Annotated in this window: 19 protein-coding genes; 5 read left to right on the forward strand and 14 right to left on the reverse strand. The window is 70.6% G+C overall.

Going from position 1 to position 19,441, the window contains the following annotated elements:
• Window positions 1-26 precede the first annotated feature (26 nt).
• From QFZ76_RS22170 to QFZ76_RS22195, 6 genes are all read right to left on the reverse strand, one after another.
• A complete protein-coding gene (locus QFZ76_RS22170; protein WP_266438256.1) occupies window positions 27-302 on the reverse strand; it encodes a DUF1876 domain-containing protein in 276 nt (91 codons plus the stop codon).
• A 129-nt stretch (window positions 303-431) separates the two neighbouring features.
• Window positions 432-1,145 carry an RNA-guided endonuclease TnpB family protein gene (locus QFZ76_RS22175; RefSeq protein ID WP_307675380.1) on the reverse strand — a complete coding sequence of 238 codons (714 nt, stop codon included), beginning with the start codon at window positions 1,143-1,145 and terminating at the stop codon, window positions 432-434.
• On the reverse strand, window positions 1,042-1,734 hold the full coding sequence (locus tag QFZ76_RS22180) for a helix-turn-helix domain-containing protein (protein ID WP_307675381.1): 693 nt from the start codon (window positions 1,732-1,734) through the stop codon (window positions 1,042-1,044). The genes QFZ76_RS22175 and QFZ76_RS22180 overlap by 104 nt, the downstream gene beginning before the upstream one ends.
• Before the next feature lie 271 nt (window positions 1,735-2,005).
• Entirely contained in the window at window positions 2,006-2,851 is an 846-nt protein-coding gene (locus QFZ76_RS22185; protein WP_307675382.1) for a DMT family transporter, read from the reverse strand.
• Entirely contained in the window at window positions 2,848-3,360 is a 513-nt protein-coding gene (locus tag QFZ76_RS22190; RefSeq protein ID WP_307675383.1) for a YbaK/EbsC family protein, read from the reverse strand. Before QFZ76_RS22190 ends, QFZ76_RS22185 begins: the two co-directional genes overlap by 4 nt.
• Before the next feature lie 71 nt (window positions 3,361-3,431).
• Window positions 3,432-5,042 carry an immunity 49 family protein gene (locus QFZ76_RS22195; protein WP_307675384.1) on the reverse strand — a complete coding sequence of 537 codons (1,611 nt, stop codon included), beginning with the start codon at window positions 5,040-5,042 and terminating at the stop codon, window positions 3,432-3,434.
• Window positions 5,043-5,148: 106 nt separating this feature from the next.
• Here QFZ76_RS22195 and QFZ76_RS22200 point away from each other — a divergent pair, with 106 nt between their 5' ends.
• Both QFZ76_RS22200 and QFZ76_RS22205 read left to right on the forward strand, forming a co-directional pair.
• Window positions 5,149-5,814, forward strand: a complete 666-nt coding sequence (locus tag QFZ76_RS22200; protein ID WP_307675385.1) for a GNAT family N-acetyltransferase — start codon at window positions 5,149-5,151, stop codon at window positions 5,812-5,814.
• Between the two features lie 24 nt (window positions 5,815-5,838).
• The gene (locus QFZ76_RS22205; protein ID WP_307675386.1) at window positions 5,839-6,297 is read left to right on the forward strand and encodes a MarR family winged helix-turn-helix transcriptional regulator; all 459 of its coding nucleotides are present in this window, start codon (window positions 5,839-5,841) and stop codon (window positions 6,295-6,297) included.
• A gap of 127 nt (window positions 6,298-6,424) precedes the next feature.
• On the opposite strand, the gene QFZ76_RS22210 is transcribed toward QFZ76_RS22205, so the two are convergent.
• On the reverse strand, window positions 6,425-8,671 hold the full coding sequence (locus QFZ76_RS22210) for an MMPL family transporter (protein ID WP_307675387.1): 2,247 nt from the start codon (window positions 8,669-8,671) through the stop codon (window positions 6,425-6,427).
• A gap of 122 nt (window positions 8,672-8,793) precedes the next feature.
• Window positions 8,794-9,393: a TetR/AcrR family transcriptional regulator gene (locus QFZ76_RS22215; protein WP_307675388.1), complete on the reverse strand. Its 600-nt coding sequence runs from the start codon at window positions 9,391-9,393 to the stop codon at window positions 8,794-8,796.
• A gap of 166 nt (window positions 9,394-9,559) precedes the next feature.
• On the opposite strand from QFZ76_RS22215, the gene QFZ76_RS22220 reads away from it, so the two are divergent.
• Window positions 9,560-12,814, forward strand: coding sequence for a S41 family peptidase (locus tag QFZ76_RS22220; RefSeq protein WP_307675389.1), 3,255 nt, complete (start codon window positions 9,560-9,562; stop codon window positions 12,812-12,814).
• A 183-nt stretch (window positions 12,815-12,997) separates the two neighbouring features.
• Here QFZ76_RS22220 and QFZ76_RS22225 read toward each other — a convergent pair whose 3' ends face one another.
• The 4 genes from QFZ76_RS22225 to QFZ76_RS22240 all read right to left on the reverse strand — a co-directional run bounded on the left by QFZ76_RS22225 (window position 12,998) and on the right by QFZ76_RS22240 (window position 16,606).
• Window positions 12,998-13,216, reverse strand: coding sequence for a hypothetical protein (locus QFZ76_RS22225; RefSeq protein WP_307675390.1), 219 nt, complete (start codon window positions 13,214-13,216; stop codon window positions 12,998-13,000).
• A gap of 89 nt (window positions 13,217-13,305) precedes the next feature.
• Window positions 13,306-14,190, reverse strand: coding sequence for an SDR family oxidoreductase (locus QFZ76_RS22230; RefSeq protein WP_307675391.1), 885 nt, complete (start codon window positions 14,188-14,190; stop codon window positions 13,306-13,308).
• Window positions 14,187-15,104 carry an alpha/beta fold hydrolase gene (locus tag QFZ76_RS22235; RefSeq protein WP_307675392.1) on the reverse strand — a complete coding sequence of 306 codons (918 nt, stop codon included), beginning with the start codon at window positions 15,102-15,104 and terminating at the stop codon, window positions 14,187-14,189. The genes QFZ76_RS22230 and QFZ76_RS22235 overlap by 4 nt, the downstream gene beginning before the upstream one ends.
• On the reverse strand, window positions 15,101-16,606 hold the full coding sequence (locus QFZ76_RS22240; protein WP_307675393.1) for an NAD(P)/FAD-dependent oxidoreductase: 1,506 nt from the start codon (window positions 16,604-16,606) through the stop codon (window positions 15,101-15,103). The genes QFZ76_RS22235 and QFZ76_RS22240 overlap by 4 nt, the downstream gene beginning before the upstream one ends.
• Window positions 16,607-16,763: 157 nt before the next feature.
• On the opposite strand from QFZ76_RS22240, the gene QFZ76_RS22245 reads away from it, so the two are divergent.
• On the forward strand, window positions 16,764-17,384 hold the full coding sequence (locus QFZ76_RS22245) for a MerR family transcriptional regulator (RefSeq protein ID WP_307680100.1): 621 nt from the start codon (window positions 16,764-16,766) through the stop codon (window positions 17,382-17,384).
• A 12-nt stretch (window positions 17,385-17,396) separates the two neighbouring features.
• On the opposite strand, the gene QFZ76_RS22250 is transcribed toward QFZ76_RS22245, so the two are convergent.
• Window positions 17,397-18,200 carry an exodeoxyribonuclease III gene (locus tag QFZ76_RS22250; RefSeq protein WP_307675394.1) on the reverse strand — a complete coding sequence of 268 codons (804 nt, stop codon included), beginning with the start codon at window positions 18,198-18,200 and terminating at the stop codon, window positions 17,397-17,399.
• 67 nt (window positions 18,201-18,267) lie between these two features.
• Here QFZ76_RS22250 and QFZ76_RS22255 point away from each other — a divergent pair, with 67 nt between their 5' ends.
• A complete protein-coding gene (locus tag QFZ76_RS22255; protein WP_307675395.1) occupies window positions 18,268-18,744 on the forward strand; it encodes a GNAT family N-acetyltransferase in 477 nt (158 codons plus the stop codon).
• Between the two features lie 53 nt (window positions 18,745-18,797).
• Here the strand turns inward: QFZ76_RS22255 and QFZ76_RS22260 are convergent, their stop codons facing one another.
• Window positions 18,798-19,193, reverse strand: coding sequence for a nuclear transport factor 2 family protein (locus tag QFZ76_RS22260; protein WP_307675396.1), 396 nt, complete (start codon window positions 19,191-19,193; stop codon window positions 18,798-18,800).
• Between the last annotated feature and the right edge of the window lie 248 nt (window positions 19,194-19,441).

A 19,441-nucleotide genomic window follows, 5' to 3' on the forward strand; every position in this document is an offset into this window, starting at 1 on the left:
GTAGCGGCCGTAGCGGCCGTAGCGGCTCAGACGTGGATCGGGTGGGAGGTCCGGCCGGACGCCTGGTCGATCTCGTCGTGCGCCTTGGTCAGCAGCTGCATGGCCAGTTCGTTCAAAGCGCGGGCGGCGGCGACCTCCTCCCCCACCCTCGGCTGATTCGCGTCGGTGTGGTGGCGGGTGGCGTGTCCTCGCGTGCGTACTTCCGAGCCGTCTGGCAGGCGCACCATCGCGGCCGCCCGTGTGTGCGAGTCATCCTCCTGGAACTCGAGCTCGATGTGCCATCCCACAGCGCTGTGCATCATGACGATCACCTCCGGAAGACCTGATTCCAGGGTGCTCCTCCAGCCCGTTCGCGACTAGTCGGGCTCCGTTGCTCAGAGCCTGAGCAGCTCTCGGCATTCCAGGCATTTCTGCCCGAAAGGTCCGTCACATCACCAAAACGTGAGGGCTTCGGCTTGAGGACGGTCTCTCGTTTCCGTCTGCCGCTGGTGCGGCAGGCTTGCGCCACCCTGGTCTCCGGCCACTCCGGTACCAGTGGTGCAGGCCGCCGCGAGGGCGACCAGATTGCGGGCTGCGTTCTCGTCCCGGTCCATCACAAGCGGGCACTCGTCGCAGTCGAAGACTCTCACGTGCAGCGGCAGCTTGGCTTTCGTCGCGCCGCAGTTCGAGCAGGTCTTGGAGGAGGGGTACCAGCGGTTGGCCACGATGGTGCGGCAGGCGTTTCGTCGGCCCTTGTAGGTGAGCTGACGCCGGATCTCCCCGAACCCGGCATCGGCCACGCGGCGGGCGAGTCGCTTGTTGCGGAGCATTCCGGCGACGTTGAGGTCTTCGACCACCACGGTGCCGTACTCGGCGCGTACGCGGGTGGTGAGCTTGTGCAGTGCGTCGGTGCGCAGGTTCGCCACCCGGTGGTGGATCCTGTTGCGCTCGGCGTTGGCCTTCTCCCACCGCTTCGACGGCTTCTGGCCGGTCCTGCGGTCGTGGAACCTCAGCAGCTTCAGCGCTCCGTCCAGGTGTTTCGGGTTCGGCTCGTAGCGGATCTCACCCGAGCTGTCGGCCAGGACGGCGAGGTGCTTGACGCCGAGGTCGATCCCGACCGCACTGTCCGGGCGGGTAACGCGGGTGATCTCCCGGGCGGTCTCCACCTGGAGGGAGACGAACCAGCGCCCGCGCTCGTGCCGGACGGTCGCGGACAGGATGCGCGCCGTGCCGGCCTGGACGCGGGCCAGGAGCTTGGACGTGGGTTCGTTGGGTGCGGATCGTGCCCAGGCGGGGCAGAGTGACGTGCCGGCCGTCCGGCTCGATGCGGATCGTGCCGGTGGTGAACCGGCAGGCCAGGCGGGCCTTCCGTTTCGGCTTCCGGCGCGGGACACCCACCCGGCACCCCTTGCGTCTGCCCTGCTTGGACTTGGCGTAGTCGTCGAACGCGGCGGCCGCGTTCGCGAGGCCGGTGCTGTAGGCCTCCTTGGAGTTCTCCTGCCACCAGTCGGCGAATCTCGCCTCGGTGGTCTTGATCCGGTTGAACTCCTTGCGCAGCGCGGGCAGCGACCACGGCCGCCACGGCGTCAACTCCTCTTCGCCGATGCCGTAGGTGGCTTCGGCCTTACGCTGCCACCACGTGGCGGTCACCCAGGACACGGCCCAGTTGTAGGCGGCGCGGGCGGCACCGCAGTGCGAGCGCAGCGCCCGCTCCTGTGCGGCGTTCGGATCGAGAGCGAACCTGTAGGCCTGCACCACGCAACCGGGCCGCGCCCTGAACTTCCCGCCCACTCGGCAGCCTCCCCCCGGTTCGAAGATTCCTTCACCGCACCCAACGAGCACCGCACGCAGAGGTCACGCATTCGATGGGAGAACTCCCGTTCCCGTTCCGGAGGCAAAGACCCGGGCACACGCCAGGCAGGGCACGCCATGACCCACCGGTCCCAGCCGGAGAGCCTCACGCCATCACGACACTGGCCCAGAGATGCTGAGATGCACTGATGCACTGCTCGGCAGCTGTCAGCCCCTACCCCGCGTGCAGCATCAGCCCGATCCCGACGACCAGGAGCCCCGCAGCGGCGATGCGCGGGGCTCCGAACTTCTCCTTGAAGAACACGGCACCGATGGCCGCGCCCACGATGATCGACGATTCGCGCAACGCGGCGATAGGAGCGAGCTCCGCCTTGGTCTGGGCCCACAGGACGAGCCCGTACGCCGTGACGGAGAGGGCCGCGCCCAGCAGCCCGACGCCCGCGAAGGGGCGTAGCAGGGGGACGAACTGGCCGCGCCAGCGGTAGAGCGCGTACGCCGGGATCGCCACGCCTTCCACCGCCATCAGCCAGGCGATGTACCCGAGGGACGACCCGGAGGCCCGGACCCCCAACCCGTCGACGACGGTGTACGCGGCGATGGTCAGGCCGGTCGCCAAGGCGGCCCCGATCGCCGCCCAGTTCGGGCGGCGGCCGCGCATGCCCCACAGGGCGACGCCGGTCAGCCCCGCGCAGGAGAAGGCGATGCCCGCCGCCGCCCAGCCGTCCGGCACCTCGTGGGCGAAGACGGCGGCGAGCAGGGTGACCACGAGGGGCGCGGTGCCGCGCGCGATCGGATACGCCTGCCCGAAGTCGCCCAGCCGGAAGGACCTCATCAGCAGCACGTAGTAGGCGAGGTGGATGACCGCCGAGACGATCAGATACGGCCACGCCCCCGCCGCCGGAACCGGCACGAACGGCATCATGGCGAGCCCGATCAGCGATCCCCCGCCCGCGATCAGCGTGAACCCGACGAGCTTGTCGGTGATCTGGTGCGCGATGGCGTTCCAGCTGGCGTGCGTCACCGCGGCCAGCAGCACGGCCGCGGTGACCAGGGGCGTCACGAGGTGCGCTCGCGCACGTCCACCAGGGTGGCTCCGGCGTGGGCGACAAGATCCTTGGGCTGCATGGGGAAGACGGTGTACGGGGTGCCGGCGGCCGCCCACACGACCTCGTGGTCGAGCAGCGACCGGTCCGCGAGCACCCGCGTCCTGGTGCGGTGCCCGAAGGGCGGCACGCCCCCGATCGCATACCCCGTGGTCTCCCGCACCACGTCCGCCTTGGCCCGGGTGACCTTGTCGGCGCCGAGCGCCTCACGGACCAGGTCCAGATCCACCCGGGAGGCCCCGTCCATGAGCACCAGCACCGGTACCCCGTCCGCCGCGAAGATCAACGACTTGCAGATCTCACTCAACTCGCAGCCGAGCGCCGCCGCGGCTTCGGCGGCGGTACGGGTGGCGTCCGGGAAGCGCCGGATGCGGGGATGCAGGTCGTCGAGGCCGAGCTCGCGCAGGGCTTCGGCGAAACGGGGGTGGGCTCCGGAGCCCTCGTTGTCAGTGGCGGCTGTCGTCATGTACGGCACGCTAGCGGTGCGTGTACGGGGCATGCGACCGGGTTACGGCCCGTCGTCCCCCCACCTGTGCGTCAGGTCGGGAACTCGCCGTACCAGGCGCGGTTGAGAAGGTACTTGGGCAGGTACGGCGAGCCGGTGTCGACCGGGAAGTCCCCGTCGTACGCGAAGCAGGCCATGGCGAGGGGCCCCAGCGCCACCCGACCGCGCGGGTCGCTCGCCGCCTTGTTCCAGTACCGCTCGTGGTGGTCGAGCGCCTCGCCGAGCACCTCGGCGAAGGCCTCGCGGTTGTTGGTGACGAGGCGGTGGAAGAGGGCGACCGGCTGGTAGTCGACGAAGTTCAGGAAGTCGGCCGGGGTGCGGGTCGCCACGTGCGGGTGGGACGACTCCATGGTGGCCACCAGCTTGGGCACGAGCTCATCCATCGGCTGCCTGAGCCAGTAGTGCTGGAGGGTGCCGATCCAGTGGAAGAGGTAGTCGTCGGTGTCCGGGGTGACCCGCCGCAGGTCCTCCAGGGGCACCTGGCTCAGCCGGTCCAGCCGCTCGCTCTCCCGGCAGACCAGCGAGAGGAAGAAGGCGTCCAGCCAGGCACGGGCGTCGGCGTACGGCTGCTCGGCCCCGCCCTCGAAGAGCGCGCTGCCGGCCTGCATGGCGGCGACCCAGGCCTCCCAGGTCTCCAGTTTCGCGGCGTCGGGGTCGGCGGCGCAGGCGTCGTAGGCACGGGTGAGGGCGGCGGCGAAGGGGGACTCCGCCTTGGCGCTCTCGGTGCTCACGGCACTCTGCCCGCCCCGAAGCCGCTTCATCAGGTCCATCAACTCCTGCGGCGGTACGACCGACATGGAGCGGGTCTCGTGGTCGAAGGCGGTGAGGCAGACGAGCCGCCCTTGATGCCACCAGTACAGCCGGGGACTGAGCGAGCCGGGCCCGTCCTGATAGGCGCCGAGGGCATAGGCACCCAGCTCGTTGACGGCGTCCACGACCGTGCCGTCCACGATCGGATGGAACGCGAGCAGATGCCGGGTCGGTACGACGACGAGGGCCCCGTTCTCCGGCAACTCCCGCCCGGTGAGCGCCCGCACCAGCTCGGGCAGCACGAGCGCCTTGGCCGCGACGAAGTGGGAGTCGCCGTGGACGGAGTGCAGGGCGGCGCCGGACGGCCCGTCCATCTCCTCGTACTCCACCGGCTCGCCCAGCAGATTCGCCCGCCCGGCCGCCCACAACTCCTCGGCCCCGGCCCGCTCGACATCCGTGTCGCTCAGGATCCGTACGGTGTCCTGGGCGTCCAGCGCCAGCACGGCGAGGAGCCCTTCGGCGACGGGACGCGCGTAACGGAACCCGTCGGCCATGTCGGCCAGGGCGTCGTCGGGGAGCAGCCGCAGACGACTGTGCCGCAGCAACTCCTCGGCGCTTTCGCCCCCTTGCCCCGCGCCTTCCATCCTCCGGAAGTGCTGCTCGACGACCTCCGGCCAGTTCTCCTCCGCGATCACCCGGCACCTCTGCGCGAGCGACGTCAGCGGACTGACATGGCCGTCACTGTGCACGACGGCCCCGCCGTCGACCGTCGGGCGCAGACCCTGCCGTATGAAGTGGTCGAGGGCGAGCCCTCTCAGCCGTTCGGCCTGAGGGACGGTGAGCATGGGCAGGTGGGGGTCGGGCGCGGGGGCGGCATGTTGGTGTTCAGTCACTCGGCAACCCTAGGGGCCTCTTCGAGTGCTGTGCCAAGAAGCGAACCGCTGTCGGCCGGAGTGAACAGGCTTGCAAGAGCACTGCCCAACCAAGCACCGTACGACGATGACTTCGGCACCCACACCTACACCCGCACCCATACCCACACCCGAGATACGCCCCTACGCCCCCGCCGACCGCCCCGCCCTCGACGACATCTGCGTCCGCACCGCCCACGTCGGCCAGGACAGCCGCCCCCACCACGCCGACCCCAGCATCTTCCCGGCGATCTTCGCGGCACCGTACGTCCACCTGGAGCCGGAGCTGGCCTTCGTCCTGGACGACGGTCGCGGGCAAGCCGTCGGCTACATCCTCGGCACCGCGGACACGCCCCGTTTCGTCGAGGACTACCGGGCGAAGTGGCTGCCGTTGGTCGCCGACCGGTACCCGGAGCCGAGGACGCCGCCCCGCAGCCCAGACGACGAGATCGTCCCCCTCCTCCACCACCCCGAACGCATGCTCGTCCCGGAGGTCGCCGCCTACCCGGCCCATCTCCACATCGACCTGCTCCCCGAGTGGCAGGGGCGGGGGTACGGGCGGGCGCTGATGGAGGCCTTCCTCGGCGCCCTGCGCACGAAGGGCGTACCGGCCGTGCACCTCTCCATGCTCACCGCCAACACCTCCGCCCGGTCCTTCTACGACCGCCTCGGCTTCAACGAGATCGAGGTGCCGGGCGGCGAGTCGACGGAGGTCACCTACCTCGGGCGCGCGACAGGCCCTGATCCTCAATAAAGGTAGCCATGTACCGTATCCGCTGTGAGTGACGCACCGAAGGCCCCCTCCCCCACGCCCGGCTACCTCGTCTGGCGCCTCGCCAACAAGTGGCGTACCGCCGTCGACCAGGCCCTCGCGCCCCTGAACCTCACTCACGCCCAGTACGTCCTGCTGGCCTCCCTCAGCGGGATGGAACGCTCGGGCCGGCAGCCGAGTCAGCGGGAGCTCGCCGACCACACGGGGCTCGAGGCGCTGTACGTGTCGAAGCTGGCCCGCTCTCTGGAGGCGGCCGGGCTCGTCCGCCGTACCCGGGACGCCGAGGACACCCGGGTCGTGCGCCTGGCGCTCACCGACGAGGGCCGTACCACCGTGCGGCCCGCCATCGATGCCGTACAACTGCTGCTCGGCCAGTTGCTCGCCCCGCTCGGCGGGCTGGGCGACCCGCGGACCGACGACTTCAAGCGCACCCTGACCGAGCTCCTCGACACCCCGCTCGGCTGAGACTGCCACTGGGCTGAGACTGCCACTGGGCTGAAACTCCCCCGGCCCGAGACGAGGAAAAGCCGGTGAGGGCGCCCCGTCCCCACGGAGCCCTCACCGGCTGGTCGAGCGGCGGAAGCCGGACACGTCAGACGCGCGCCAGCTCCCGGTCCTCGTCCGGATCCGCGTCGCCGACCTTCTTCAGGTCGTCCTGCGTGCGCAGTCCCTCGCCCTCCACGTCCACGTTGGGCAGGGCGCGGTCCAGCCACCTCGGGAGCCACCAGGCCTTCTTGCCGAGCAGCGCGAGCACCGCCGGGACGATCGCCATGCGGACGACGAACGCGTCGAAGAAGACGGCGATCGCGAGGCCGAAGCCGATCATCTTGATCATCGACTCGCTGGAGCTGATGAAGCCGCCGAAGACGGCCATCATGATGACGGCGGCGGCGGCCACGACCCGGGCACTGTGCCGGAAACCGGTCACGATGGCCTGGCTCGGCGACTCGCCGTGGACGTACGCCTCCCGCATGCGGGTCACGAGGAAGACCTCGTAGTCCATCGCGAGACCGAAGACGACGCCCACCATGAAGATCGGCATCATCGACATGATCGGACCGGTCTCCTCGACGCCGATCAGGCCGGCGAGCCAGCCCCACTGGAAGACCGCGACCACGGCACCGAGCGCGGCGAGCACGCTGAGCAGGAAGCCGAGGGCCGCCTTCAGCGGGACCAGGACGGAGCGGAAGACCACGATCAGGAGGAGGAAGGCGAGGCCCACCACCAGGGCCAGGTACGGGACCAGCGCGTCGGTGAGCTTCTGCGAGAAGTCGATGTTCATCGCGGTGGTGCCGGTGACCAGGACCTTCGCGCCCGTGTCGGCCTTGACGTCGGCGCCCTGGTCACGGATGGCGTGCACCAGGTCCTCGGTCTGCACCGAGGACGGCTTGGAGTCCGGGATCACGGTGATCGTCGCGGTGTCGCCGGCCTTGTTGAACGTCGCCGGGGTGACCGTGACGACGTCCTTGAGGCCCTTGATCCCGTCGGTCACCGTGGTGGCCGCCGCCTTGGGGTCGTCGCTGTTCTTCGCGTCGACCACGATCATCAGGGGGCCGTTGAAGCCGGGGCCGAAGCCCTCCGACAGCAGGTCGTACGCCCGGCGCTGCGTCGTGGACGTCGGCTGCGAGCCGTCGTCGGGCAGGCCCAGCTCCAGCCGGCTGGCCGGGACGGCGATCGCACCCAGACCGACCACGCCGAGCAGCAGCACCGCGACCGGACGGCGGATGACGAAGCTCGCCCAGCGCACGCCCAGGCCGGGCTTGGCCTGCGCCGCGGACTTCTCGGGCGCCTCGGACGGGTCGCCGCCACGCCGCTTGCGCTTCTCGCCCGCCGGCCGGACCTTCTTGCCCGCGTACCCGAGCAGCGCCGGGATGAGGGTCAGCGCGATGAGGACGGAGACCACGACCGTGCCGGCCGCCGCGAGGCCCATCTTGGTGAGCATCGGGACACCGACGACCGAGAGGCCCGCGAGGGCGATCACGACGGTGAGACCGGCGAAGACCACCGCGGAGCCGGCGGTGCCGGTGGCCCGGCCTGCCGCCTCCTCGCGGTCGCGGCCCTCGGCCAGTTCGCCCCGGTAGCGCGAGACGATGAACAGCGCGTAGTCGATGCCGACCGCGAGGCCGATCATCAGCGCGAGCGTGGAGGTCGTGTCGCCGAGGTCGAGCGCGTTGGCGAGGGCGGTGATGGTGGAGACGCCGATGCCGACACCGATGATCGCGGTCAGCAGCGGCAGTCCGGCCGCGACCAGCGAGCCCAGGGTGATGACGAGGACGACCGCGGCGATGGCGAGGCCGATGACCTCACCGATGGCCCCCGGCTCGGCCGCGGCCTGGAGGGCGTCACCTCCGATGTCGACGGTCAGCCCGGTGGCCCGCGCCTCGTCGCCGGCCGCCTCCAGGGCGTCCCGGGTCGTGTCCTTCAGTTCCATGCCGGGGGCGTCGTACTTCACCGAGGTGTAGGCGACGGTGCCGTCCTTGCTGACGGCGTTCGTCGTGAACGGGTCGGTGACGGAGACGACCTCGGAGCCGTCGCTCAGTTCCTTGACGGTCTTCGCGACGATCGCCTTGTTGTCGGCGTCCGTCATCTTCTCGCCGTCGGGTGCCTTGAAGACGATGCGCCCGGTTCCCCCGTCGGCGCTGGCGCCGGGGAAACGCTGCTCCAGCAGGTCGAAGGCCTTCTGCGCCTCGGTGCCGGGGATGGAGAAGGAGGTGGTGCCCGGAGCGGGCGCGGAGGCCGCGCCGACGCCCGCGAGCGTCAGCAGGGCGACCCATATCAGGGCGACGAAATGCCGTCGCCGGAAGGCGAGCCGGCCGAGTTTGTAGAGGAACGTGGCCACGAGGGCGTACTCCCGGTCAGGTCGTGTGTGGTGCAGGGAAGGGGTGATCGGCCCGCTGGGGGGCAGGCGTGATCGTCCCGACGACTTGAGCGGTGACGTCAGGTGGTGACTGCGGGGAGGTCTCAGGTGGTGGGGACGCCGAGGGCGGGGAGGACGACGGCGTCGATGTACGAACGCAGGAATTCCTGCGTGGGGGGCAGCTCGTCGATGAGCGTGCGGGTGGCGAACGCGCCGATCAGCATGTGTACGACGTACTCGAGCGCGGGGCAGTCCGCCCGGAGCTCACCACGGTCGACAGCGCGCTGCACGACTCGGTGGAACTCACTCATCTCCGGCTCGACGAGCAGCTCCTTGAGCGCCCGCATGAGATCCGGATTCGAGTGCGCCGCCATGGCCAGCGCCCGCATCAGGTCGGAGTTCCGCTCCATGGTGCAGTCGTCCTCGCGTGACACGAGGGTGAGGAAGTCTTCCCGCAGGGAGCCGGTGTCGACATCGCCGATGGAACCCGGCTTGTTGTGCTTCATGGCCTTCGCGACCAGCTCGGGCTTGCCGCCCCACTGGCGGTAGAGGGTCGCCTTGCTGGATCGCGTACGGGCGGCGACGGCGTCCATGGTGAGGGCGTCGTAGCCGACTTCCCGGAGCAGTTCGAGCACGGCCGCGTACAGCTCGGCCTCGCGCTCGGGCGTGATCCGACTGCGACGCACCGTTGCGACCTCAGCCATCCGTCTCACCTTCCCACTCCGAACGACACGGTTTCGTACGTGACGAATGTAGCGCACTCTCCAGCGAAACGAAACTGTTTCGTTCGTGTTGCGCGTCACGCGAGGCGACTGCGCCCGGATTTTTTCATAAGTTGCCCGGGTCCATCCGGAGGAAAAGCATGGGGAGGTGAGCTATCTGCGCCTTCCGCATCTGAGCGGCGAACTGCTGTGCTTCGTGGCCGAGGACGACCTGTGGCTGGCCCCCCTCGACGGTCCCGGCCGCGCCTGGCGGCTCACCGTCGACCGCACCAAAATCGGCCACCCCCGCTTCTCCCCCGACGGCCGCCATCTCGCGTACACGAGCTGGCGCAGTCTGGTCCCGGAGATCCATCTGGTGCCGGTGGACGGCGGGCCGGGCCGGCAACTCACCCACTGGGGGTCCGCCGACACCCAGGTCTGCGGCTGGACCCCGAACGGGACGATCCTCGCCGTCGCCTCGCACGGCGAGCCCTTCTCGTACTTCACCTGGGCCTACAAGGTCGATCCGGACGGCGACCCCGGCCGCAAGCTCCCCTGGGGCCCGGTCTCCGACATCCAGGTCGCCGACCTCGACGGCGAGCGCAGGACCCTGCTCCTCACCGGCACCCCACCCCACGAACCGGCCGCCTGGAAGCGCTACCGCGGCGGGGCGACGGGCAGGCTGTGGCTGCACGGCGAGCGGCTGCTGGCCGACCTCCAGGGCCATCTCCACTCCCCCATGTTCGTCGGCGGCCGGATCGCCTTCCTCTCCGACCACGAGGGCATCGGCAACCTCTACTCGTGCGCGTACGACGGCTCCGACCTGCGCCGCCACACCGACCACGACGCCTTCTACGCCCGGCACGCGGCGAGCGACGGCACCCGGGTGGTGTACCAGTGCGCCGGCGACCTGTGGATCGTCGACGACCTCGCCGCGGACTCGGTGCCCCGCCGGCTCGACGTACGGCTGAGCGGGCCGCGCGCGGGACGCCGTACGTACCAGGTCCCGGCCACCCAACACCTGGACGGCATCTCGGTCGACGAGACGGGCCGCGCGAGCGCCGTGGTCGTGCGCGGGAGCCTGTACTGGCTGACCCATCGTGACGGGCCCGCCCGCACCATCACCGACACCCCGGGCGTGCGGGTCCGGCTCCCGGAGATGCTCGGCTCGGTCGGCCAGGTCGCGTACGTGACGGACGCGGAGGGCGAGGACGCGATCGAGGTCGCCTACCTCCCCAGGGCAACCGGGGACCGCGAGCCCCGGCGGCTCGCGTCCGGCGAGCTGGGGCGGGTGCTGGAGCTGGTCTCCGACCCGCAGGGCGAGCGCCTCGCCATCGCCTCGCACGACGGACGGCTGCTGCTCATCACCGTGTCCGACGATGCGGCTACCGCCGCGGGCACGGAGGATTCCGACGGCGAGGTGACCGAGGTGATCCGCTCGATCAACGGGCCGGTGCGCGACCTCGCCTTCTCGCCGGACGGGGCGTGGCTGACGTGGTCGCACCCGGGGATCGGACGGTCGCTGCGCCAGATCAAGATGGCGCGGATAAAGGACCGCCTGATCGTCGACGTGACCAACGGCCGCTTCGAGGACGAGAACCCGGTGTTCACGAGGGACGGCCGCTATCTGGCGTTCCTGTCGTGGCGCGGCTTCGATCCCGTCTACGACGTGCACACCGGCGACCTGTCCTTCCCGCTGGGCTGCCGCCCGTACCTGGTCCCCCTGTCCTCCGCCACGCCCTCCCCCTTCGCACTGAACCCGGAGGGCCGGCCCGCCGCCGGGGGCCTGGACCCGGTGGAGGAGGACGAGGGCGGCGACGGCACGGTGACCGTCGAGGTCGAGGGCCTGGCGAACCGGGTGACGCCCTTCCCGGTCACCGCCTCCAAGTACTCGGCGCTGTACCCGGTGGCGGGCGGCGGCCTGGTCTGGCTGCGCTGGCCGATCTCGGGAGCGCTCGGCGAGACCTTCGCCAACCCGGACGACACCAGCGGCCGGCCGACCCTGGAGTTCTTCACCATCACCAAGGCGAAGAAGACCGAACTCGTCGAGCACCTCGACTGGTTCGCGGTCAGCGGCGACGGCTCCCGGCTGGTCGTCGTGGACGAGGGCGACCTGCGGGCGGTGCCCTCCAACGAGATCGGCGACAGCGACTCGACGGTCTGGATCGACTCACGGCGCATCCTGCACGAGGCCGACCCGGCCGCCGAGTGGCGCCAGGCGTACGACGAGGCCGGCCGGCTCATCCGCGCCTACTTCTGGGAACCCGGCATGTGCGGCATCGACTGGGACGCGGTGCTCGACCAGTACCGTCCGCTGGTCGAACGGGTCGCCTCCCCCGACGAGTTCGCGGACCTGCTGCGCGAGGTGCTCGGCGAACTCGGCACCTCGCACGCCTACGTCTCCGCCGCCCGCCGCAACGAGGGCCCGGCGCACTACCAGCGCCGCCAGGGCCTCCTCGGCGCCAACTTCGTCCGCCGGGACGACGGCTGGATGGTCAAGCGGATCCTGCCCGGCGAGTCCTCCGACTCCAAGGCACGTTCACCGCTGGCCGGCACGGGCATCCGGGAGGGCGCGGTGCTCACCCACGTCGACGGCCGCCCGGTGGATCCGGTGACCGGGCCCTACCCCCTGCTCGCAGGAGCGGGCGGTACGACGGTGGAGCTGACGTTCGCCCCGGCCCAGGGCGAGGGAGGGGCGCGGCGCGTGGCGGTCGTCCCGCTCCTCGACGAGCGCCCCCTGCGCTACCAGGACTGGGTGGCCAAACGCCGGGCCGTCGTACGCGAGTTGAGCGGCGGACGCTGCGGCTATCTGCACATCCCCGACATGGGCGGCTCCGGCTGGGCCCAGTTCAACCGCGACCTGCGCATGGAGGTGTCCCGGCCCGCCCTGATCGTCGACGTACGCGGCAACGCCGGCGGCCACATCAGCGAACTCGTCGTGGAGAAACTGACCCGCCGCATCCTGGGCTGGGACCTGACCCGGGACGCCCAGCCGGTGTCGTACGCCTCCAACGCCCCGCGCGGCCCGGTGGTCGCCCTGGCCGACGAGGCGACCGCGTCGGACGGCGACATGATCACGGCGGCCTTCAAGCTGCTGAAACTCGGCCCGGTCGTCGGCCAGCGCACCTGGGGCGGAGTCGTCGGCATGACCGGCCGCCACCAACTGGGCGACGGCACGGTGATCACGGTGCCGATGAACGCGGCCTGGTTCGACGCGTACGGCTGGTCCGTCGAGAACCACGGCGTCACCCCCGACCTCGAAGTCCAACGCACCCCTCTGGACTGGGCAGAGGGCCGCCACGCCCAACTGGACGACGCGGTGAAACTCGCCCTGGACCTCTTGGACACCAACCCCCCGGCAACCCCCCCGGATCACTCGAACGTCCCGAACCACGCAAGGCCCAATTTGCCCCCGCGCCTCTGATCGGGGGAAGGGCAGCTTCCCTTAGGGGCGCGGGGCTGTATCGATATGCGGCTCCGCCGCGTGGGCGCGACCAGCCCCCACCGACCCGCACCCGACAACGCACCCAACAACGCAAGCAAAAACGTGGGGCACCCTCCCAAAAGAAGGGCACCCCACGTCAGCGGCTAAAGCCGAGCGCAGCGGTTACGCGTCATAGTCCTGCGCGAGGCGGTCCTCTTCCTCGCGCCGCATCCGCTCCGTCTCCTCGTCACGCTCACGCATGGGGTCCTGCCCCTGGCGGCCACGCTCCCGGCCAGGCTCCTGGCCGCGCTCCTGGCCCTTCTCGCGGGCCTGCTGCGCCTTCTGCTTGGCCTGGTCCTGCCACTGCTCCGACTTGTCCTGGAACTTGTCCTTCATACCCATGTGGGTTCACTCCCGTGGTGGGTGGTGTCTGGGGCCCCTTGGCGGGGCCTCGACCAGATTCACACGGGCGGTCACCGCACGCATGTCGATCAGTCACGGTGCGTAGCGCGAGCCTCCTCATCGGCCGCCCCACCTGCACCGACGAGCCCGGTCCGGATGCCCTCCAGCCGGGTGGCGAACCGCCGCATCTCCCGTTGTCCGACGGTTCCGACGACCGCGGGCAGATACCCGCGCACCCCCTGCATCCCGCGCAGCCACCACTGGCCGTACACATGGCTCGACCGGCGCTCGATCCCGGCGACGATCCGGTCCACCGCCGGCCCCAGCGGATACGTCTTGTTCGACGGCCACGGCAGCCGCTGCCGCAACTCCCGCATCACGTCGTCCTGATCGGCGCCCCGCACCATGTCGGTGTCGGTCCACGAGAGGTACGCCACTCCCACCCGCACGCCCCTGTAGCCGACTTCGCCGCGCAGACTGTGCGCGTACGCCTCCACGCCCGACTTGGACGCGCAGTACGCCGTCATCATCGGCGCCGGCGTGATCGCGGCCAGCGAGGCGATCTGCAGCAGATAGCCGCGGCTTTCCATCAGCACCGGCAGGAACGCCCGCGCGGTCACCGCCGATCCGATCAGGTTGACCTCGATCACCCGCCGCCAGGCCACGGGATCGGAGTCGACGAAGGGACCGCCGGTGGCGACACCCGCATTGGCGACGACGATGTCCACCTTGCCGAACCGCTCCTTGACCTCCTCGGCGACCCGGGCCATCGCCTCGTGGTCGGTGACGTCGGCGTACCAGTGGGCGCTGTCGCCGTGCAGCCGCTCGGCGACCTGCTTGAGCGCGTCCGGCTCCAGGCCGACCAGCGCCACCTTCGCGCCGCGCGCGGACAGCTTCCGGGCCAGCAGCTCCCCGACGCCGCGCGCGGCTCCGGTGACGACGGCGACCTGTCCTTCGAGGCTGACCCCGGTCATGCGCCCTCCTTGATGTGCGCGTACGTCGCGACGAGTTCACGGATCTTCCCGGTGACCGGCTCGGGCGCCTCGACCGGTGTCATGTGGCCGATGCCGGGCAGTTCGGCGAGGCCCAGGCAGGCGGGCAGTGCGGCGGCCAGCGCGCGGGCCTGCACCGGGGGTGTCAGCCGGTCGGCCGAGCCGACCAGGACGGCCGTCGGTGCCGTCAACGCCCGTACGCCGTGGTCGAGATCGAGCAGGCCGAGCACCTCCGACCAGGCGTGCCGCACCTTGCGCGGACAGGCGTGCACGATCCGGGCGCACGCCTCGACCATGTGCGGGGCCGAACCGGCGCCCATCGTCCCGTACTTGAGGATCCGCCGGGCGAGTGGCGTGACCGGCCCGAGCGGGGCGCGCGAGCCGAGGAGCCGCTTGGTCAGCGCGGTCCGCAGCCGGCCCGCCCGGATCGGTATCACCAGCGACTCGGCGACCAGCCGTGACGAGCCCGTGCTGCACAGCAGGACGGCCGCCGCGTGCTCCCGGACACCGGCCCTCCCGGCGGCAGCCATCACCGTCATGCCGCCCATGGAGTGACCGGCGATCACGGCCCTCTCCCCCGGCGCGAGGGTCGCTTCCAGTACGGCTTCGAGGTCGTCGGCGAGTGTGTCCGTACTGCAGGCGGGGCTCGCCGGGCTGCGTCCGTGGCCGCGCTGGTCGTAGGCGATCACGCGGTGGTCGGTGGCCAGTTCCCGTATCTGGGCCGCCCAGAAGGCGGTCGAGCAGGTCCAGCCGTGGACGAGGACGACGGCCGGCGCACCCTCGGGTCCGTGCACCTCGACGTGCAGACGGGCGCCGTCGGCGGAGACGGCGGTGAGTTCGCGGGCGGGGACGGGCGGGGCGTAGGGACCGGAGGAGACGTGGAGAAGGCGGCTCATGCGCTGACCTCGGCCTTCTTCACGGCTTCCGTCCGCAGCACCTCGTACTCGCTCAGGTCCACCCGCCGCGTCACCCGCCGGAACTCGGTCGTGGTTCCCGGCCAGATGGTGGTGTTGCGGCCGTTGGCGTCCAGGTACCAGCTCTCGCAGCCGGTGTTCCACACCGTGCGCTTCATGCGCTCCTGCACCCGCCGGTTCCACGCGTGCAGGGCGCTCGGGCGGGCGTCGAGGGCGACCCGGCCGCCGAGGACGTCCAACTGCCGTACGTAGTCGGCCATGTAGTTCAGCTGCGACTCGATCATGAGGATCATGGACGAGTTCCCGAGACCGGTGTTGGGCCCGATGACGGTCATCCAGTTGGGGAATCCGGGCACCGAGGCGCCCCGCAGCGCCTCCATCCCGCCCGCCGCCCAGGCCTCGGCGAGCGTACGCCCGTCCGCGCCCACCACCCGGTCGGCGATCGGCATGTCCGTGACGTGGAAGCCCGTACCGAAGACGATCGCGTCGACCTCGGCCTCGGTGCCGTCGGCGGCGACGACGGCCCGGCCGCGGACCTCGCTCAGGCCGCTCGCGACGACGTCCACATTGGGCCTGGCGAGCGCCGGGTAGTACTCGCTGGACAGCAGGATCCGCTTGCAGCCGATGCGGTAGCCGGGCGTCAGCTTGGCGCGCAGGGCCGGGTCCTTGATGGAGCGGGCCATGTTCCGCTTGGCCACCGTCTCGACCAGGCCCAGTTCGTCGGGGCGCTTGGTGAACAGCTGGACCTGCAACTCCCGGATGCCCCACAGGAGTCCGCGCCGGAGCTGGGTGGTCACCGGCAGCCGCCGGTGCAGCCGGCGCTCGGCCCCGGTGATCGCCCGGTCGACGCGGGGAAGCACCCAGGGCGGGGTGCGCTGGAAGAGGGTGAGCTTCGCGGCGAGGGGCTGGACGGCCGGCACGATCTGGATCGCGGAGGCGCCGGTGCCGACCATGGCGACCCGCTTGCCGCGCAGGTCGTAGTCGTGGTCCCAGCGGGCCGAGTGGAAGACGTTGCCGGGGAAGGTGTCGAGCCCCGGGATGTCCGGGATGCGCGGGTCGGACAGCGGGCCGGTGGCGGAGACGACGAAGTCCGCGGAGAGCGGGCCGGCGGCCGTCTCGATGTCCCAGCACAGCCGGTCCGTGTTCCAGGTCATCGTCTTGACCTCGGAGTCGAAGCGGATGTGCGGGCGCAGCCGGAAGACGTCGGCGACGTGCTCCAGGTAGGCGCGGATGTGTCCCTGTCCGGAGAAGGTGCGCGGCCAGTCGGGGTTGGGCGCGAAGGAGAACGAGTACAGGTGGGACGGCACATCGCAGGCGCACCCCGGATAGGTGTTGTCCCGCCAGGTGCCGCCGACACTGCCGGCCCGCTCCAGGACGACGAAGTCGGTGACACCCTCGCGCCGCAGCCGTACGGCGGCCCCGAGTCCGCCGAACCCCGACCCGATCACCGCCACCCGGACATGTTCGTGCTCGTGCTCGGCCATCCCGAAGCCTCCACGCATCGCCTTGAACTCCGCCAGTGAACACTGGCGCAATGGGGAGAGTAGAGCAGCTCCGTACTGATGGGTAGGGGCCCACCACAGGAAAGTTACTGAGGGTACGACATAGGCTGCGCACGTGACGGAGAAGCGCGAATACCGCATGGAGGAACTGGCACGACTGGCCGGCATCCCCGTACGCACCCTGCGCTTCTACCGCGAACGCAAACTCATCGCGCCGCCCCGCCGCGAGGGCCGTATCGCCTGGTACGACGACCACCACCTGGCCCGCCTGCGCACCATCGCGGCGCTGCTGGAACGCGGCCACACCCTGAGCAGCATCGCGGAGCTGGCGGAGGCCTTCGAACACGGCCGCAACGTCGGCGAACTCCTCGGCGTGGACACCCCCACCGAGGAGGAACCGGTCCGCCTCACCCCCGAGGAACTCGCCGCCCGCTTCGAGGGCGAGGTCACCCCCGAGAACTTCGCCGCCGCCCTGGAGCTCGGCTACCTCGGCACCGACGGCGACGAGATCGTCCACATCAGCCGGCGCCTCCTGGACGTCTCCTCGGCCCTGGTCCGCGAGGGCATCCCCCTGGCCGAGGTCCTCGACGCGGGCAAACGCGTCCGCGAACACACCGACGCCCTCGCCGAGCTCTTCGCCGAGGTGATCCTGCGCCACGCCCCCGCGGAAGACCTCCAACGCCTGCGCCCCCTGGCACGGAGCGTGGTGGAGGCGGAGCTGTCGCTGGCGCTGGACCGGCGGATGCGGAAGCGGGACTAGAGGTCAACGGGACTAGAGGTCGTAGACCACGGTCACCGGCGCATGGTCGGACCACCGTTCGTCATGCGTGGCCGCGCGCTCCACGTACCCCTTGACCGCCTTGGCCGCGAGACCCGGCGTCGCCACTTCGTAGTCGATGCGCCACCCTGAATCGTTGTCGAAAGCCCGCCCCCGGTACGACCACCACGTGTACGGCCCCTCGACGTCCGGATGCAGCGCCCGCACGACGTCGACGTACCCGCCCTCCGCCGGGTCGAAGACCCGCCCCAGCCACTCCCGCTCCTCCGGCAGGAACCCGGAACTCTTCTGGTTCGCCCGCCAGTTCTTGAGGTCGGCCTGCCGGTGGGCGATGTTCCAGTCACCGCAGACGAGGACCTCGCGGCCGTCGGCGGCGGCGCGCTCGCGCAGGTCCTTGAGATAGGCGAGGAACTCGTCCATGAAGCGGACCTTCTCGTCCTGGCGCACGGTGCCGACCTCGCCGGAGGGCAGGTAGAGGGAGGCGACGGTGACGCCGGGCAGGTCGGCCTCGACATAGCGCCCGCTGCCGTCGAACTCGGCCGAACCGAAGCCGACCCGGACGCGGTCCGGCTCGCGGCGCGTATAGAGGGAGACGCCGGCGCGGCCCTTCGCGGCGGCGGGTGCGTGGACGACGTGCCAGCCGCCGGGCGTACGGACGTGCTCGGGCAGCTGCTGCGGCTCCGCGCGCACCTCCTGGAGGCAGAGCACGTCGGCGGAGGTCTCCGCGAGCCACTCCACGAAGCCCTTCTTCGCGGCGGCGCGCAGTCCGTTCACATTGGCTGAAGTCACAGTGAGCACCCCGGCACGATACCGGCACACTGGACCGAGCCCTTGTTCGAGTATGAATTAATATACGGTGATCAGTATGGATATCCGCCGCGTCCCCTTCGACCACCCGGACGCCGTCAAGCTCAACGACCAGGTCCAGGCCGAGTACCACCTGCGCTACGGCGACGGCGGCGACGCCACGCCCCTGGACCCGTCGGACTTCGACCCGCCGAACGGCATCTACCTCATCGCGTACGACGAGGACGGCACCCCCGTCGCCACGGGCGGCTGGCGCTGCCAGGACACCAACGGCGAGGGCAACCTGGACGGGGACGCCGAGGTCAAGCGGATGTACGTCATAGACGCGATGCGCGGCCGCGGCCTGGCCCGCCGCATGCTGGCCGCGCTGGAGGAGGACGCCCGCGCGGCCGGCCGCAGACGCATGGTCCTGGAGACCGGCACCGAGCAGCCGGAGGCGATCGCCCTCTACACGTCCAGCGGGTACGAGCCGTGCGGCAAGTTCGGCTACTACCGGCACTTCGAGTCGAGCCGGTGCTTCGCCAAGGAGCTGTAGCGCCGTAGCGCCGCCCAGTCGTCATGAGGCTGCCGCCGCCTGGACGGCGGCAGTCACTCGGCCCCGGCGGCTTCCTCGGCGATCTGCTCGAACCGTGCGCCCATGGCCTCGGAGAGGGCCCGGGCCGCCGAGAGCGGACGGACCATGACCATGAAGTCGTCGATCCTGCCGTCCTCGTCGAAGTGCAGGAAGTCGCAGCCCGTGAGCTGCTTGCCGTCGACGGTCGCGGTGAAGACGAAGGCGTGGTCGCGCCCGTCGGGGTTCGCGATCTCCCGGGTGTAGGTGAAGTCTTCGAAGACCTGCGACACGGCGCGCAGGATCGCGGCGGTGATCGCCCTGCCCCCGTACGGCTTGAAGACGACCGGACTGGTGAAGACGACGTTCTCCGCCAGCAGGGCGGCCACCGCGTCCATGTCGGCGGTCTCGACGGCTTTCCGGAAGGGATGCACGAGATCCTCCACCCTCCCTGATACTCACTTGATTCGACGCCTTGGTCGCCAACCGACACCGAGGACGAGTACGTCGCCACCACCGAGCGCATCGGCCCCTGCCTCGCTGGCCCTGAGGCGCCTGACGCAGCGCGTCTCGGCCGCCAACCGGCGGGCCTGAAAAGGCGATTGGCGAGGCGAAACACAAAGATCCCGCCCGATCGGTCAGATCGGACGGGATCTCGTCAACTGCCCCCGGGTTACCCGGA

Source organism: Streptomyces sp. V4I2 (assembly GCF_030817655.1).
In the GTDB taxonomy this organism is placed as follows: Bacteria; Actinomycetota; Actinomycetes; order Streptomycetales; family Streptomycetaceae; genus Streptomyces; species Streptomyces plumbiresistens.